Annotated in this window: 14 protein-coding genes; 10 read left to right on the top strand and 4 right to left on the bottom strand. The window is 59.6% G+C overall.

Annotation, left to right across the window (positions count from 1 at the left end; translation table 11 throughout):
• The first annotated feature begins 158 nt into the window (after window positions 1-158).
• The 7 genes from ACMGF7_RS09315 to ACMGF7_RS09285 all read left to right on the top strand — a co-directional run bounded on the left by ACMGF7_RS09315 (window position 159) and on the right by ACMGF7_RS09285 (window position 7,061).
• A complete protein-coding gene (locus tag ACMGF7_RS09315) occupies window positions 159-2,294 on the top strand; it encodes an intracellular growth attenuator family protein (RefSeq protein ID WP_273890353.1) in 2,136 nt (711 codons plus the stop codon).
• Between the two features lie 98 nt (window positions 2,295-2,392).
• Window positions 2,393-3,073 (top strand): GMP/IMP nucleotidase, encoded by a 681-nt coding sequence (gene yrfG, locus ACMGF7_RS09310; RefSeq protein WP_004930298.1) that lies wholly within the window; start codon window positions 2,393-2,395, stop codon window positions 3,071-3,073.
• A complete protein-coding gene (gene hslR, locus ACMGF7_RS09305; RefSeq protein ID WP_015379306.1) occupies window positions 3,070-3,477 on the top strand; it encodes a ribosome-associated heat shock protein Hsp15 in 408 nt (135 codons plus the stop codon). The genes yrfG and hslR overlap by 4 nt, the downstream gene beginning before the upstream one ends.
• 25 nt (window positions 3,478-3,502) lie before the next feature.
• Window positions 3,503-4,381 carry an Hsp33 family molecular chaperone HslO gene (hslO, locus tag ACMGF7_RS09300; RefSeq protein WP_015379307.1) on the top strand — a complete coding sequence of 293 codons (879 nt, stop codon included), beginning with the start codon at window positions 3,503-3,505 and terminating at the stop codon, window positions 4,379-4,381.
• Window positions 4,382-4,575: 194 nt separating this feature from the next.
• On the top strand, window positions 4,576-6,195 hold the full coding sequence (pckA, locus tag ACMGF7_RS09295) for a phosphoenolpyruvate carboxykinase (ATP) (RefSeq protein WP_015379308.1): 1,620 nt from the start codon (window positions 4,576-4,578) through the stop codon (window positions 6,193-6,195).
• Between the two features lie 126 nt (window positions 6,196-6,321).
• Window positions 6,322-6,585 carry a FitA-like ribbon-helix-helix domain-containing protein gene (locus ACMGF7_RS09290; protein ID WP_004930730.1) on the top strand — a complete coding sequence of 88 codons (264 nt, stop codon included), beginning with the start codon at window positions 6,322-6,324 and terminating at the stop codon, window positions 6,583-6,585.
• Window positions 6,582-7,061 carry a type II toxin-antitoxin system VapC family toxin gene (locus ACMGF7_RS09285; RefSeq protein WP_004930733.1) on the top strand — a complete coding sequence of 160 codons (480 nt, stop codon included), beginning with the start codon at window positions 6,582-6,584 and terminating at the stop codon, window positions 7,059-7,061. Before ACMGF7_RS09290 ends, ACMGF7_RS09285 begins: the two co-directional genes overlap by 4 nt.
• Window positions 7,062-7,093: 32 nt before the next feature.
• Here the strand turns inward: ACMGF7_RS09285 and envZ are convergent, their stop codons facing one another.
• The 4 genes from envZ to cbpA all read right to left on the bottom strand — a co-directional run bounded on the left by envZ (window position 7,094) and on the right by cbpA (window position 10,710).
• Window positions 7,094-8,464 (bottom strand): two-component system sensor histidine kinase EnvZ, encoded by a 1,371-nt coding sequence (envZ, locus tag ACMGF7_RS09280; RefSeq protein ID WP_015379311.1) that lies wholly within the window; start codon window positions 8,462-8,464, stop codon window positions 7,094-7,096.
• Window positions 8,461-9,180 carry a two-component system response regulator OmpR gene (ompR, locus tag ACMGF7_RS09275; protein WP_004709363.1) on the bottom strand — a complete coding sequence of 240 codons (720 nt, stop codon included), beginning with the start codon at window positions 9,178-9,180 and terminating at the stop codon, window positions 8,461-8,463. Before ompR ends, envZ begins: the two co-directional genes overlap by 4 nt.
• A 256-nt stretch (window positions 9,181-9,436) precedes the next feature.
• A complete protein-coding gene (locus ACMGF7_RS09270) occupies window positions 9,437-9,742 on the bottom strand; it encodes a chaperone modulator CbpM (RefSeq protein WP_004930739.1) in 306 nt (101 codons plus the stop codon).
• 5 nt (window positions 9,743-9,747) lie between these two features.
• Window positions 9,748-10,710 (bottom strand): curved DNA-binding protein, encoded by a 963-nt coding sequence (cbpA, locus tag ACMGF7_RS09265; RefSeq protein WP_015379312.1) that lies wholly within the window; start codon window positions 10,708-10,710, stop codon window positions 9,748-9,750.
• Window positions 10,711-10,939: 229 nt separating this feature from the next.
• Between cbpA and greB the strand changes: the two genes are divergently transcribed.
• The 3 genes from greB (at window position 10,940) to feoA (ending at window position 14,736) form a co-directional block, all read left to right on the top strand.
• Window positions 10,940-11,413 carry a transcription elongation factor GreB gene (gene greB / locus ACMGF7_RS09260; protein WP_004930745.1) on the top strand — a complete coding sequence of 158 codons (474 nt, stop codon included), beginning with the start codon at window positions 10,940-10,942 and terminating at the stop codon, window positions 11,411-11,413.
• Between the two features lie 157 nt (window positions 11,414-11,570).
• On the top strand, window positions 11,571-13,904 hold the full coding sequence (locus tag ACMGF7_RS09255) for a Tex family protein (protein WP_049240509.1): 2,334 nt from the start codon (window positions 11,571-11,573) through the stop codon (window positions 13,902-13,904).
• 607 nt (window positions 13,905-14,511) lie between these two features.
• On the top strand, window positions 14,512-14,736 hold the full coding sequence (gene feoA, locus ACMGF7_RS09250) for a ferrous iron transporter A (protein ID WP_004930752.1): 225 nt from the start codon (window positions 14,512-14,514) through the stop codon (window positions 14,734-14,736).
• Window positions 14,737-14,791: the final 55 nt, after the last annotated feature.

Genomic DNA, 14,791 nt, shown 5'->3' with positions numbered 1-14,791 from the left:
TCAGTGATAAAATGGCCTTGCGTCATGAAGGAATGAGATCCAGAGCGAGAATCTGTTTGTTCCCTCATTAGTTCTGGGTGCCTCCTGGCGGTTTACTCCGTATAATATTCAGCTTTTCATCAGGTTGGCGAAATTCACGGGTGTGAGATGGGGATTGCATGAGCACAATAGTGTTGATATTGGCCTTAGTGCTTGTCTGCCTGATTGCCGCCGGCCTGTACCTGTGGTTCAAGGCCCGCAACCCGTCGGCGCTGGCGCACGCATTGCCGTTTATCAAGCCTGCCCACCGCAAGCTGACCGACGAAGAGCGCGCCGCGGTCGAGTTCTATCTCAGTCAGCAAAACAAACTGAGCAACAAACTGTTGCCCGGCGGCGGCGCTACGCTGCCCGCGGCCAAGCTGGCGCTCACCCCGCAAAGCGATAACGTATATCCGGTCACGCACGCCATCACCCGCTACGGGCTGGCCAGCGACGATCCCAATAAATGGCGCTATTACCTCGACGCGGAAGAGGTGCATCTGCCGCCGTTTTGGGAACCCTATATCACCGCCGACAACCATGTGGAAGTGATCAGAACCCAGACGCTGCCGCTGGTGATTTCGCTCAACGGGCACTCGCTGAAAGATCACATTCACGACCGGCCGCAGCCGCCGGTGGTGGCCGCCACGCCGACCAAAAACGCGTCCATCCGCAAGGAAGATAGCGAGCATGTCGAGCTGGTCAATATTCGCAAGGAAACGCCGGAAGAGCATGCGCTGAACCGGCCGAACGGCATCCGCGAAGCCGTCATCATCTCCGCCGCACTGCTGCTGCTGTTCTTCAGCCTGATAAGCCCGGTGCTGGTTATCCCCTGGATGATTTTTGTGGCGGTGCTGATGATCGCTTGGGGATGCTGGAACCTGTTCCGCCGTCCGGCGTCGCGTGAGCTGAAAGAGATCCACTGCCTGCGCGGCACGCCGAAGCGCTGGGGCCTGTTCGGCGAGTCCGATCAGGGGCAGATCAGCAACATTTCGCTCGGCATCATCGATCTTATCTACCCACCGCATTGGCAGCCGTACCTGACTCAGGATCTGGGCAAAACCACCGATGTGGACGTCTACCTCAATCGGCAGGTAGTGCGCCAGGGGCGCTTCCTCTCGCTGCATGACGAAGTGAAGAATTTCCCGCTGCAGCAGTGGGGCCGCAACGCGGTGCTGGTCGCCAGCTCGGCGCTGGTACTGCTGTTGCTGTTGATCTATATCCCGCTCAACCTGCCGCTGACCCTCAGCATGGCCTGGCTGCAGGGTGCGCAAAAAGTGGAAGTGACCAGCGTGCAGGCCCTGGAAGCCACGCCGCTGCGCATCGGCGACACGCTGAAAGTGCGCGGCAGCGGCATGTGCTATGTGCCGCCGCCGGCCAACGGTGGCGGCACCGTCAATTTTGCGCCGTTCGACTGCTCCGGCATCTATTGGAACAACGCCGCCCCGCTGCCGCAGCCGGAATCGGAAGTCATAGACAAAGCGACGGCCCTGCTGGCCACGGTCAACAGCCAGCTGCATCCGAGCGGCGCCGATCAGAAGGTCAACCCGCAGCTGGCCAGCGCCATCGAGAAATCCGGCATGATCCTGTTGGATGACTTCTCTGATATCGTTTTGAAAACTCAGGATTTATGTCAGGCAGAAAACGACTGCGTGCGGTTAAAAAACGCCTTGGTCAACCTGGGCAACGCCAAAAACTGGAGCGGCCTGATGAAACGCGCCAGGTCCGGCGCGCTGCAAGGCGTCAACGTTCTGCTGCGCCCGGTGAGCGCCGAGTCGCTGGAAAGCCTGACCAAAGTGGCCACGTCATCGTTCATCTTCAATGAAACGCGCCTGGCCGCCGCGGCGCTCAACAGCCCGCCACCGGGCGGTTTCCTGATCCGCAGCGACGAAGGCCGCCAACTGGTCAGCCACCCGCAATCCTCGGTGCCGCAAAGCGAATACAACGCCCTCGACCAGTGGAATGAGCTGCAGCGCCTTTCCACTCTGCTGTTGCATACCCCGTTCCAGGCCCAGGGGGTGATCACCAGCCTCAGCGTCGATGCCAACGGCACCCGCCACGTGGCGCTGCACAGCGAACCGGACATGATCACCCTGTGGCGCTACCTCGGCACCAGCCTGCTGTTGCTGGCGGTGGTCGTCAGCCTGGGCTATAACGCCTGGCGGCTGGTGCAGCGTCGGCGCATCAATCAACACCGCGTCGCCGATATCCAGCGTTACTACGACAGCTGCTTCAACCCGCAGCTCAATCCGATGTCGATGCGGCCGATGCCCTGAACCTGACGCCGGGGCCTCCGCCCTGTCATCTGCTTATGCTACGCTAACGCTATTATTCTCATCTGCGGACCGCCCGTCGGTTCGCCCGTGGAGTTTTTATGGTTCCCGAGTTTGATTGGCCGCAGATCGATACCGTGCTGCTGGATATGGACGGCACCTTGCTGGATCTGGAATTCGACAGCCACTTTTGGCTCAGCCTGGTGCCGCAAGCGCTGAGCGAAAGGCGCGCCATTCCGTTTGACGAAGCCCGCAATATTATTGAGCGGGAATATCAGGCGGTGCAGCACACCATGAATTGGTATTGCTTCGATTACTGGAGCGAGCGGTTGGATCTGGATATCTACCGCATGACCAGCGAAGTGGGCAGCCGCGCCCGGCTGCGCGAGGACACCGAGCCATTTTTGCGGGCGCTGCGCGGCGCCGGCCTGCAAACCATTTTGCTGACCAACGCCCATCCGCACAGCCTGGCGGTGAAAATCGAGCATACCGGTCTGGATCGGCACCTTGATTTATTGTTTTCCACCCACACATTTGGTTATCCGAAAGAAGATCAGCGGCTGTGGCAGGCGGTGCAACAGCACACCGGATTCAACCCGCAGCGCACGCTGTTTGTCGACGACGGCGAGCCGATCCTCGACGCGGCGCGCACTTTCGGCATTCGTTACTGCCTGGGCGTGCAAAACCCGGACTCCAGCACGGCGGAGAAAAGCTTCCAGCGCCATCCGTCGATGCGCGACTATCGCCTGCTGATACCGGCGCTGGCCAAGGGGGAAGCATGAAGGAAAAAGCGACGCGCGACGACGCGGTCCGGCTGGATAAGTGGCTGTGGGCCGCACGCTTCTACAAGACCCGCGCGCTGGCGCGCGAAATGATCGACGGTGGCAAGGTGCATTACAACGGCCAGCGTGGCAAGCCGAGCAAGATTGTCGAACTTAACGCCGAGCTCAAGCTGCGGCAGGGCAACGAAGAACGTACGGTGATCGTGCTGGCGCTGACCAGCCAACGCCGCGGCGCCGGCGAGGCGCAGCAAATGTATCAGGAAACCGAAGCCAGCATCGCCAACCGCGAAAAAATGGCGCTGGCGCGCAAGATGAACGCGTTGACCATGCCGCATCCGGACCGTCGTCCGGACAAAAAGGAGCGGCGCGACCTGATGAAATTTAAATTTGGTGAGCCGGAATAACCCCTCACCGCAATGAGAGAAGATTATGTCCAACCATGACCAATTGCACCGTTACCTGTTTGAAAACTACGCGGTGCGCGGCGAGCTGGTTACCGTCAGCGAAACCTATCAGCAGATCCTGAATAACCACGACTACCCGGCGCCGGTGCAAAAACTGCTGGGCGAGCTGCTGGTCGCCACCAGTCTGCTGACCGCGACCCTGAAGTTCGACGGCGACATCACCGTTCAGCTGCAAGGCGACGGCCCGCTGAAGCTGGCGGTGATCAACGGCAACAACCGCCAGGAGATGCGCGGCGTTGCGCGCACCCAGGCGCCTATCGCCGACGACAGCACCTTGCATCAGATGATCGGCAACGGCGTCATGGTCATAACCATTTCCCCGACGGAAGGCGAGCGCTATCAGGGCGTCGTCGGCCTGGAAGGTGAAACCCTGGCCGAATGCCTGGAAGCCTACTTCCGCCAGTCCGAACAGCTGCCAACCCGCCTGTTTATCCGCACCGGCGAAGCGGAAGGCAACGCCGCGGCGGCCGGCATGCTGCTGCAGGTGCTGCCGGCGCAGGACGGCAACCTCGATGATTTCGATCATCTGGTGCAACTGACCAACACGGTCAAAAGCGAAGAGCTGTTCGGCCTGCCGGCCAACGAAGTGCTGTACCGCCTGTACCATCAGGAAGAGGTCACCTTGTACGAACCGCAGGACGTGCAGTTCCGCTGCACCTGTTCTCGCCAGCGTTGCGCCGACGCGCTGCTGACCCTGCCGACCGACGAAGTGGCGGACATGCTGGAGCAGGACGGCAATATCGACATGCACTGCGACTACTGTGGCAGCCACTATGTCTTTGACCCGGTTGATGTTGCCGCGCTGTATGCGGGTAACACCGGCGAAAGCGACCAGTTGCACTAAGTTACACCCTTTCGGCGGGTGCGCCCGGCGCCCGCCAACGCCCGCCGTTTGCACGTTTGCTTTTTTCCGTGTGCTATCTCTCAGATCGTAACGAAATACCGCCTAAAACGTTAAATATTTGATACCCATCGCGGTTACGCACCGTTAGATCCCTACAATTGCCGCCAGAAATTCTGTGACCAAGGAGTAGTAACATGCGCGTTAAAGGTATAACCCCTCAGGATCTGGCCGCTTACGGCATTCACGACGTTAGCGAAATCGTTCACAACCCGAGCTATGAACTGCTGTTTAAGGAAGAAACAGACCCATCTCTGGAAGGTTTTGAGCGTGGGGTAGTCACCAAGCTGGGTGCCGTCTCCGTCGATACCGGCATCTTCACCGGCCGTTCGCCGAAAGACAAATACATCGTCCGCGACGACATCACCCGCGATACCGTGTGGTGGGCCGATCAGGGCAAAGGCAAGAACGACAACAAACCCCTCAGCCCGGAAGTGTGGGCCGATCTGAAACACCTGGTCACCGAGCAACTGTCCGGCAAGCGCCTGTTCGTGGTGGATACCTTCTGCGGCGCCAACGCCGACTCGCGCCTGAAAGTGCGCTTCATCACCGAGGTGGCCTGGCAGGCGCACTTTGTGAAAAACATGTTTATCCGCCCGAGCGACGAAGAGCTGGCTGACTTCGAACCGGACTTCGTGGTGATGAACGGCGCCAAATGCACCAACCCGAACTGGCAGCAGCAAGGCCTGAACTCGGAGAACTTCGTCGCCTTCAACCTGACCGAGCGCATGCAGCTGATCGGCGGCACCTGGTACGGCGGCGAAATGAAGAAAGGCATGTTCTCGATGATGAACTACCTGCTGCCGCTGAAAGGCATCGCCTCGATGCACTGCTCGGCCAACGTGGGCGAGAAAGGCGACGTGGCGGTGTTCTTCGGCCTGTCCGGCACCGGCAAGACCACCCTCTCCACCGATCCTAAGCGTCAGTTGATCGGCGATGACGAGCACGGCTGGGACGACGACGGCGTGTTCAACTTCGAAGGCGGCTGCTACGCCAAGACCATCAAGCTGTCTGAAGAAGCCGAGCCGGACATCTACCACGCCATCAAACGCGATGCGCTGCTGGAAAACGTTACCGTGCTGGCCGACGGCAGCATCGACTTCAACGACGGTTCGAAAACCGAGAATACCCGCGTTTCTTACCCGATCTACCATATCCAGAACATCGTCAAGCCGGTGTCCAAGGCGGGTCACGCCACCAAGGTGATCTTCCTGACCGCCGACGCCTTCGGCGTGCTGCCGCCGGTATCGCGTCTGACCGCCAACCAGACTCAGTACCACTTCCTGTCCGGCTTCACCGCCAAACTGGCCGGCACCGAGCGCGGCGTAACCGAACCGACGCCAACCTTCTCCGCCTGCTTCGGCGCCGCGTTCCTGTCGCTGCACCCGACGCAGTACGCCGAAGTGCTGGTGAAACGCATGCAGGCCGCCGGCGCCCAGGCTTACCTGGTCAACACCGGCTGGAACGGCACCGGCAAACGCATCTCGATCAAAGATACGCGCGGCATCATCGACGCCATCCTGAGCGGTGAGATCGACAAGGCGGAAACCGTCACTCTGCCGATCTTCGATCTGGCGATGCCGACCGCGCTGCCGGGCGTGAATCCGGAGATCCTCGATCCGCGCAATACCTACGCCAGCCTCGAGCAGTGGCAGGAAAAAGCGCAGGATCTGGCCGAGCGCTTCATCACCAACTTCGACAAATACACCGACACGCCTGCGGGCGCCGCGCTGGTCAGCGCCGGCCCGAAGCTGTAATTCGGTAGCATTACCTCTTCAGCTAAGGCGCGGATCCCGCGCCTTTTTTTATTTCAATTGATTGCTTTTTAATCGGCAAGACGAGAAAATAAGTCAATGCAATCATTGATAGCAAAGGAGGTTTAAATGGCGACTATCACCGTCAGAAATCTGGACGACGAAATCAAAGAGCTGCTGCGTATCTCAGCGGCGAAAAACGGTCATTCCATGGAAGAGGAAGCGCGCATGATCCTGAAACAGGCGCTGGTGAAAAAGCCGCCGCGCTATGGATTGGGTACCTGGATGCATCAGCACTTCGCCGAATTCGGCGGCGTTGAGCTGGAGATCCCACCGCGTGACGCCGTGCCGCCACGCATCGTCACCTTTGATGATGAAGATGACAACGCATGATCATTATCGACACCAACGTCATTTCAGAAACGCTGCGTCCCAGCCCGTACTACAACGTCATTAACTGGTTAAATGAAAAGGACAATGACGAGCTCTATCTCAGCGCCATTGTCCTCGCCGAACTGTTCAGCGGCGTGGCCTGCATGCCTGACGGCAAGCGCCAGCGGGATCTCAAACTGAAATTAGCGGACGCCATTGAATTGAAGTTCGAGGGGCAGATATTGCCGTTTGATGGGCTGTGCGCGATGCAATACGCGGAATTGACGGCAAGGAATCGGCTGCTGGGTAAAGCGATGAGCATGCCCGATACCCAAATCGCCGCCACCTGCCTGCATTACGGCGCCGCCCTGGCCACCCGCAATACCAAAGACTTCCTCCACTGCGGCATCGAGTTAATCGATCCGTGGCAGGCGCCGACCGGCCGTCGGTTGCATGAAGATGCGGCGGAATACTACGTGATGAGCAGAAAGTCCTGACGGGGCCGCAGCGGCGCGGCCCACACCAGAGGTCAGGCGTTTTCCCTGGCCGTTTGATGGCCGTTGGTCGACTCTTTTTTCTCCATCGGCAACGGAATATACGCGCGGATCAACAGCCCGCCGCGCTCGCTGGTGCCGATATCCAGTTCGCCGTCATGCGCGTCGATAATGCGCTGCACGATCGCCAGCCCCAGACCGGTGCCGCTGGTGCTGCGCGCGCTGTCACCGCGTACGAACGGCTGCAACAGGTGCTTCAACTCTTCCGGCTTGATGCCCGGCCCGTCATCTTCCACCTGGAACCAACCGCGCTGCAGCTCACGGCCGCTGCTGACCTTGATCCAGCCGTTGCCGTAACGCGCCGCGTTCACCACCATATTCACCGCCGCCCGCTTAATCGACAGCGGATGCACATTCATCATCAGCTCGCCCGGCGACAGCGCGGTTTCAATCACCCGCTCATAGCCGCTCTCGGCCGCGACCACTTCGCCTAAAATGGCGTTCAGATCGCTGCTTTCGGTCGGCATTTCCTGCCCGGTGCGCAGATAATCGATGAACTGCTCGATGATGGCGTTGCACTCTTCGATGTCTTTATTGATCGACTCGGCCAGATAGCCGTCTTCGGCGCTCATCATCTCCGTCGCCAGCCGGATGCGCGTCAACGGCGTGCGCAGGTCGTGGCTGACCCCGGCCATCAGCAACGTGCGGTCATCCGCCAGCTGTTTGACGCCCGACGCCATCTGATTGAATGCGCGAGTCACCGACCGCACTTCGGAAGCGCCATACTCGCGCAGCGGCGGCGGAATAATGCCCTTGCCCACCTGCAGCGCCGCATGTTCCAGCTCCACCAGCGGGCGGTTTTGAATACGAATAAACAGCCAGGCGCCGCCGATCGCCAGCAGCATGATCGCCAGCGTATAGCGGAACAGCGGCGAGAAGTCGCCCTGGTGGATTTCCGTCAGCGGCACGCGCACCCAGATATCGGGCTGCAGCCAGGTTTTCAGCCACACCACCGGGGAGTTCTTGTTTACCTCCACCCGCACATCGGTTGGCCCGCCGAGCTGCTGCGCCATCTGCTGGCTGAGGAACTGGTAGTGCTGCGCCCAGCGCAGGCCGCTCTCCTCCGCCGCCGAGTTGGTGTAGAGAGAGATGCCCAGTTCGCGGTAGATCTCACGGCGGAACGCCGGCGGCACCTCCAGCAGCGTGCCGTCCTCCAGCTGCAGCCGATCGGTCATCAGCATACGCACTTCGTAGGCCAATACCTTGTTGAACTGCTGCAGGCTGGGCAGGATGGCGAAGTTCAGCACCACCAGATAGGTCGTCACCAGGCTGACAAACAGCAAGGTGACGATCAACAACAGAGTTCGGGCAAACGAGCTACGCGGTGAAAAGCGCAATCGCCTCATGCCTTACTGCCGTCCGGGACGAAGACGTAGCCGAGACCCCACACGGTCTGGATATAACGCGGATGCGCCGGATCTTCTTCAACCATACGGCGCAGACGAGAGATCTGCACGTCGATGGAGCGTTCCATGGCGCTGTATTCGCGGCCACGCGCCAGGTTCATCAGCTTATCGCGCGACAGCGGTTCACGCGGGTGGCTGACCAGCGCCTTCAGTACCGCGAACTCGCCGCTGGTCAACGGCATCGGCTCGTCTTCGCGGAACATCTCGCGGGTGCCGAGGTTCAGTTTGAATTTGCCGAACGCGATCACCGCCTCTTCCTGCGAAGGCGCGCCCGGCAGTTCGTTCGCCTGACGGCGCAGCACCGCGCGGATACGAGCCAACAGCTCACGCGGGTTGAACGGTTTAGGAATGTAGTCGTCGGCGCCGATTTCCAGCCCCACGATGCGATCGACCTCTTCGCCTTTGGCGGTGACCATAATGATTGGCATCGGGTTGCTCTGGCTGCGCAGGCGGCGGCAGATGGACAGGCCGTCTTCGCCCGGCAACATCAGATCGAGCACCATCAAATGGAAGGATTCACGAGTCAGCAAGCGATCCATTTGCTCAGCGTTGGCAACGCTGCGAACCTGGAAGCCCTGCTCGGTTAAATAACGTTCTAAAAGCGCGCGCAGGCGCATGTCATCATCGACAACCAGGATCTTATGATTCTCTTGCATGGTATTACTCCCAAAGGCTTTATTGCCTGACTCGAATATTGTTAGAAAACCTTGCCATTTGAGACAGCGTTTAATGGTATGTATTCTAGACGAAATTGTTACAAAGCTTATTCTTTTCCCCATTTATCAACAATTTTCAGTGAATGTCGACGGGGGTTCGTTAAAATTTCGCCCTTTATCGGCGCAATGTGGGGTGACGGCCCAATTTTGCACAATTTCGCCACCGGGAAGCGCCCGGTGGCGTTTAGCTGTCGGATCAGGAAGTCTGCAGGAAACGCGCCAGCTGCCGGCGCAACTGCCGGTTCTCTTGCTGTAGGGCGTCAACCCGGTCGAGCAGCGTTAGCGCCATGGCGATCCCCGGCCAATCCAGATCCAGCTCGGCCCGCAGCCTGCGCGCGCGCTGCAGGTGGCTCAGCGCCGGATAATCGAACTCCCAGCGCGGCTGCGCCGGCTCCAGCGGCACGATAACGCCCAGGCCGACGATCTCGACCAGCTCGTCCTCTGAAATCTCCACCCGCTGGCACAGTTCCACCACGGTGAATGTGATCTCTTTTTTCATCATCTGCTTTACTCCCATTCCGCGCGCGGGTTGAACGCCGCCTGTTCAGCCAGCTCTCGCCACAGGGCGCTGGCCTTCTCGTTCGGCTTCGGCGGCATCACCACCTTGAGAATGACATACAGATCGCCGGGCTCTTTCTTGCCCGCCAGCCCTTTGCCCTTGACCCGCAGCCGCTTGCCGCTCTGGCTGCCGGCCGGCACGGTCAACGCGATTTTGCCGGTCAGCGTCGGCACCTCGATGCTGGCCCCCAGCGCCGCTTCCCATGGGGCGAGCGGCGCCACGATGCTCAGGTTGTGGCCGTCGATCTCGAACAGTGGATGCGGCGCAAGGCGGATGACCAGATACAGGTCGCCGTTCTGGCCGCCGCCCACGCCGGCAACGCCCTGCCCCTTGAGGCGAATGCGCTCGCCGTCGCCCACGCCGGCCGGAATTTTCACGTTCAGCGTCTTGCTGGCTTCGCTTACCTGCCGCCCCAGTTCGTCGTACACCGGCAGCGTGTAGGAAATCTCGCGGCTTTGACCATGCAGCGTTTCCTCGAGGAACAGCGGCACCTCCATCTCCAGATCCTGGCCGCGGAAGCCATGCCCGCCGTGCGAGTGCGAAGCAGAGCGATGCCCGCCCGCCGCCCGCCCGCCGAACATGCTTTCGAAGAAATCGGAGAAGTCTTGCGCGTCGGCGCCGCCGCCGTGCCATGAAGCGCTCTGCTGATAGCCGCCGCGATCGCCGCGCGCCTGGCGGCCAAAGTTCGGATCGTTGCGGTGCAGCCGGATCTGATCGTACTCGGCGCGGCGCTCCTCGTCCTTCAGCACCTCATAGGCTTCGGCCACTTCCTTGAACTTGCTTTCGGCATCGTCTTCAGTGCTCACGTCAGGGTGATATTTACGCGCCAGCCGACGGTAGGCCGTTTTGATGGTTTTCAGATCGGCGTTGGGCTCAACGCCCATCGTGGCGTAGTAATCTTTAAATTCCATGCGGTAATACCTTCAATGTGTTGGGTTGTGCGCCAAAATTCCTTGTCTCTCTCGCCAGATATCCTCCTTTCGTCACATTCCTTTTCCGCTACGCTAAGCATACTCCCGATCGTTAAAAGCTGCGCAAACTGAATAAAAACCGTGCGACAAGGCACAGGCCCGCGCGCCATTTCTAAAGCCCCCCGCATTCACGTACACTGTGGCGGTGGCCCCATAAAGATAAATCACGATGAGAACTCAACTGATAACCCGTGAAGGGTATGACAAGCTCAAACAAGAGCTGGATTACCTCTGGCGCGAAGAACGCCCCGAGGTGACCAAGAAAGTGACCTGGGCCGCCAGCCTGGGCGACAGAAGCGAAAATGCCGATTACCAGTACAACAAGAAGCGGCTGCGTGAGATCGATCGCCGCGTCCGCTATCTGACCAAATGCCTGGAGCAGTTGAAGATCGTCGATTATTCACCGCAGCAGGAAGGCAAAGTGTTCTTCGGCGCCTGGGTAGAGGTGGAGAACGAAGACGGCGAAACCAAACGCTTTCGCATCGTCGGTTACGACGAGATTTTCGGCCGCAAGGATTACATCTCCATTGATGCGCCGATGGCGCGCGCCCTGCTGAAAAAAGAGGTCGGGGACGTCGCCACCGTCAATACCCCGCTGGGCGAGGCGCAGTGGTACGTTAACGAGATAAACTACCCGAAGTAAGCTTTCAGCTTTTTCCTAACCGCCGCCAACGCCGCCGTCTGCGCTGTTCTCCATGCCGCGGCCGCGCGGCGGCGGCCCGCTTCGCTGGCATTTTCCGCGATCAATCCGTATAACTGTCCCCTGTTTATTCACCGTTATCAATACAGATACCAGACCTATGAATGACCCACTGAGCCGCATTATTGCAACAGAACTGCAGGCCCGGCCGGAGCAAGTCGACTCCGCCATCCGTCTGCTGGATGAAGGTAATACCGTGCCCTTTATTGCACGCTATCGTAAGGAAGTCACCGGGGGCCTGGACGACACCCAACTGCGCCAGCTGGAAACCCGTCTGGGTTATCTGCGTGAACTGGAAGATCGTCGCCAGACCATCCTGAAGTCGATCGATGAACAGGGCAAACTGACTGAACAATTGGCGGGGGCGATCAACGCCACGCTGAGCAAGACCGAACTCGAAGACCTCTACCTGCCGTACAAACCGAAGCGCCGCACCCGTGGCCAGATCGCCATCGAAGCCGGCCTGGAACCGCTGGCGGATACGCTGTGGCAGGATCCGCAACAGCAGCCGGAACAACTGGCTGAACGCTACGTCGACGCCGACAAGGGCGTGGCGGACGTGAAAGCCGCCCTCGACGGCGCGCGCTATATCCTGATGGAGCGCTTCGCCGAAGACGCCGCGCTGCTGGCCAAGGTGCGCGACTACCTGTGGAAAAACGCCCATCTGGTGTCCAAAGTGGTCGAAGGCAAGGAAGAAGAAGGCGCCAAGTTCCGCGACTATTTTGATCACCACGAACCGATTTCTCAGGTGCCTTCACACCGCGCGCTGGCGATGTTCCGCGGCCGCAACGAAGGCGTGCTGCAGCTGGCGCTGAACGCCGATCCGCAGTTTGAGGAAGCACCGCGCGAAAGCCAGGCGGAGCTGATCATCATCAATCACCTCAACCTGCGCCTGAACAACGCCCCGGCCGACGCCTGGCGCAAGGCGGTGGTCAACTGGACCTGGCGCATCAAGGTGTTGCTGCACCTGGAAACCGAGCTGATGGGCACGGTGCGTGAGCGCGCGGAAGATGAAGCAATCAACGTTTTCGCCCGCAACATGCATGATCTGCTGATGGCCGCGCCGGCCGGCATGCGCGCCACCATGGGCCTCGATCCGGGCCTGCGCACCGGGGTGAAAGTCGCCGTGGTCGACGCGACCGGCAAGCTGGTCGCCACCGACACCGTCTACCCGCACACCGGGCAAGCGGCGAAAGCCGCCGCCATCGTCGCGGCGCTGTGCATCAAACACAACGTGGAGCTGGTGGCCATCGGCAACGGCACCGCTTCACGTGAAACCGAGCGCTTCTATCTCGACCTGCAAAAGCAGTTCAGCGAAGTCCGGGCGCAGAAAGTGATCGTCAGCGAAGCGGGCGCGTCGGTGTATTCCGCGTCTGAATTGGCGGCGCAGGAATTCCCGGATCTCGACGTATCGCTGCGCGGCGCGGTGTCCATCGCTCGCCGCCTGCAGGATCCGCTGGCGGAGCTGGTGAAGATCGACCCGAAATCCATCGGCGTCGGCCAGTATCAGCACGACGTCAGCCAGAGCCAGCTGGCGAAAAAGTTGGACTCGGTGGTGGAAGACTGCGTAAACGCCGTCGGCGTCGATCTGAACACCGCGTCGGTGCCGTTGCTGACCCGCGTGGCCGGCCTGACGCGCATGATGGCGCAGAACATCGTCAATTGGCGCGACGAGAACGGCCGATTCAGCAACCGTGAACAGCTGCTGAAGGTCAGCCGTCTGGGGCCGAAGGCCTTCGAACAGTGCGCCGGCTTCCTGCGCATCAACCACGGCGACAACCCGCTGGATGCTTCCACCGTTCACCCGGAAGCCTATCCGGTGGTGCAACGCATCCTGGCCGCCACCGAGCAGGCGCTGCAGGACCTGATGGGCAACGCCTCCGCGGTGCGCAGCTTGAAAGCGGTCGATTTCACCGACGACAAGTTCGGCGTGCCGACGGTCACCGACATTCTGAAAGAGCTGGAGAAGCCGGGCCGCGATCCGCGTCCGGAGTTCAAAACCGCCACCTTCGCCGAAGGCGTGGAAACCCTCAACGATCTGCAGCCGGGCATGATCCTGGAAGGCTCGGTGACCAACGTCACCAACTTCGGCGCCTTCGTGGATATCGGCGTGCATCAGGACGGCCTGGTGCACATCTCCTCGCTGGCGGACAAATTCGTCGAAGATCCGCACACCGTGGTGAAGGCCGGCGACATCGTCAAAGTGAAGGTGATGGAAGTCGATCTGCAGCGTAAACGCATTGCGCTGAGCATGCGCCTGGATGAGCAACCGGGCGAGGGTTCACCGCGTCGCGGCGGCAACGCGCCTGCCCAGACGCGCGACAACGCCAACCGTTCGGCAGGCGGCAACAAGGCCAAACCGCGCAACGCGGCGCCGGCCGGCAACAGCGCCATGGGCGACGCGCTGGCGGCGGCATTCGGCAAGAAACGCTAAGTCGGAACCGACAGGGCGGAGCCTGCTCCGCCCTTTCCGAGAAAGAAAACTTGCGGCATTTTTTTGACCCATCTCAATAAACCTTCATCTTTTTATTTCCCGTTGCTGCGTGACCGCCCTCCCATTGTTAAAGCGGCAAACATCCCTTCTGCAGCCGTTTATTAACAACGTCGTTAACACGCATTTTTCATTTTGCGAATTGTGAGCGAAACACAAATGGTTACCGCTCGCATTACGGCGGAATAATGTTATTGAATTGCCTTTCATCAGAAATAAATAAGGGAAAAACGCCATCAATATTTGCAAACGAGAAAACTCGGCTACAAATACGCAACTGATTTAACTCACCATTCTCATTTGTCGCCGAGTAAAAGCAGTGGTAAAACGGGGCTTATCAAGACGACACAACCAAAAACTGTCGACGCCATAATAATTGGTTACAATACCCCTATCTTTTATGTTGAATGCGATAATGATAATTACTATTATTTGCGCTCACTTTATTGCATGACCTTATGGATGAATACCGCCGACGGCGTGGCATTTTCGCCGGCAACGTCCAATTATCATCAGCCCGATGTTCATCGGCACCCGGAAGGTTAATCACATGCAGCTTCAACCTAAACACACATATAAGATTGTCGGCTTTTCCGGTGAAATTGCGCCGGCCTACCGCCAGAAACTGTTATCGCTCGGCATGCTGCCCGGCTCTTCGTTCGACGTGGTGCGCGTCGCGCCGCTGGGCGATCCGATAGAAATTAAAACCCGCCGCGTCAGCCTGGTGCTGCGCAGGAAGGATCTGGCGCTGCTGCAGCTCGACGGCCAGTCCTGAACCGGCGCGCCTCCATTTGCCGACGCGCCCTTGCGCCGGCGCGGCTCTCCTTGAA

It is taken from the genome of Serratia sp. BNK-17, from assembly GCF_048684935.1.
GTDB classification, from domain to species: Bacteria; Pseudomonadota; Gammaproteobacteria; order Enterobacterales; family Enterobacteriaceae; genus Serratia; species Serratia nematodiphila.
This window is presented reverse-complemented; position numbering and strand designations above follow the sequence as displayed.

Coding starts and splice junctions, on each gene's coding strand:
- ACMGF7_RS09315 (WP_273890353.1), top strand. CDS start 159: ATGAGCACAATAGTGTTGATATTGGCCTTAGTGCTTGTCTGCCTGATT.
- yrfG (WP_004930298.1), top strand. CDS start 2,393: ATGGTTCCCGAGTTTGATTGGCCGCAGATCGATACCGTGCTGCTGGAT.
- hslR (WP_015379306.1), top strand. CDS start 3,070: ATGAAGGAAAAAGCGACGCGCGACGACGCGGTCCGGCTGGATAAGTGG.
- hslO (WP_015379307.1), top strand. CDS start 3,503: ATGTCCAACCATGACCAATTGCACCGTTACCTGTTTGAAAACTACGCG.
- pckA (WP_015379308.1), top strand. CDS start 4,576: ATGCGCGTTAAAGGTATAACCCCTCAGGATCTGGCCGCTTACGGCATT.
- ACMGF7_RS09290 (WP_004930730.1), top strand. CDS start 6,322: ATGGCGACTATCACCGTCAGAAATCTGGACGACGAAATCAAAGAGCTG.
- ACMGF7_RS09285 (WP_004930733.1), top strand. CDS start 6,582: ATGATCATTATCGACACCAACGTCATTTCAGAAACGCTGCGTCCCAGC.
- envZ (WP_015379311.1), bottom strand. CDS start 8,464: ATGAGGCGATTGCGCTTTTCACCGCGTAGCTCGTTTGCCCGAACTCTG.
- ompR (WP_004709363.1), bottom strand. CDS start 9,180: ATGCAAGAGAATCATAAGATCCTGGTTGTCGATGATGACATGCGCCTG.
- ACMGF7_RS09270 (WP_004930739.1), bottom strand. CDS start 9,742: ATGATGAAAAAAGAGATCACATTCACCGTGGTGGAACTGTGCCAGCGG.
- cbpA (WP_015379312.1), bottom strand. CDS start 10,710: ATGGAATTTAAAGATTACTACGCCACGATGGGCGTTGAGCCCAACGCC.
- greB (WP_004930745.1), top strand. CDS start 10,940: ATGAGAACTCAACTGATAACCCGTGAAGGGTATGACAAGCTCAAACAA.
- ACMGF7_RS09255 (WP_049240509.1), top strand. CDS start 11,571: ATGAATGACCCACTGAGCCGCATTATTGCAACAGAACTGCAGGCCCGG.
- feoA (WP_004930752.1), top strand. CDS start 14,512: ATGCAGCTTCAACCTAAACACACATATAAGATTGTCGGCTTTTCCGGT.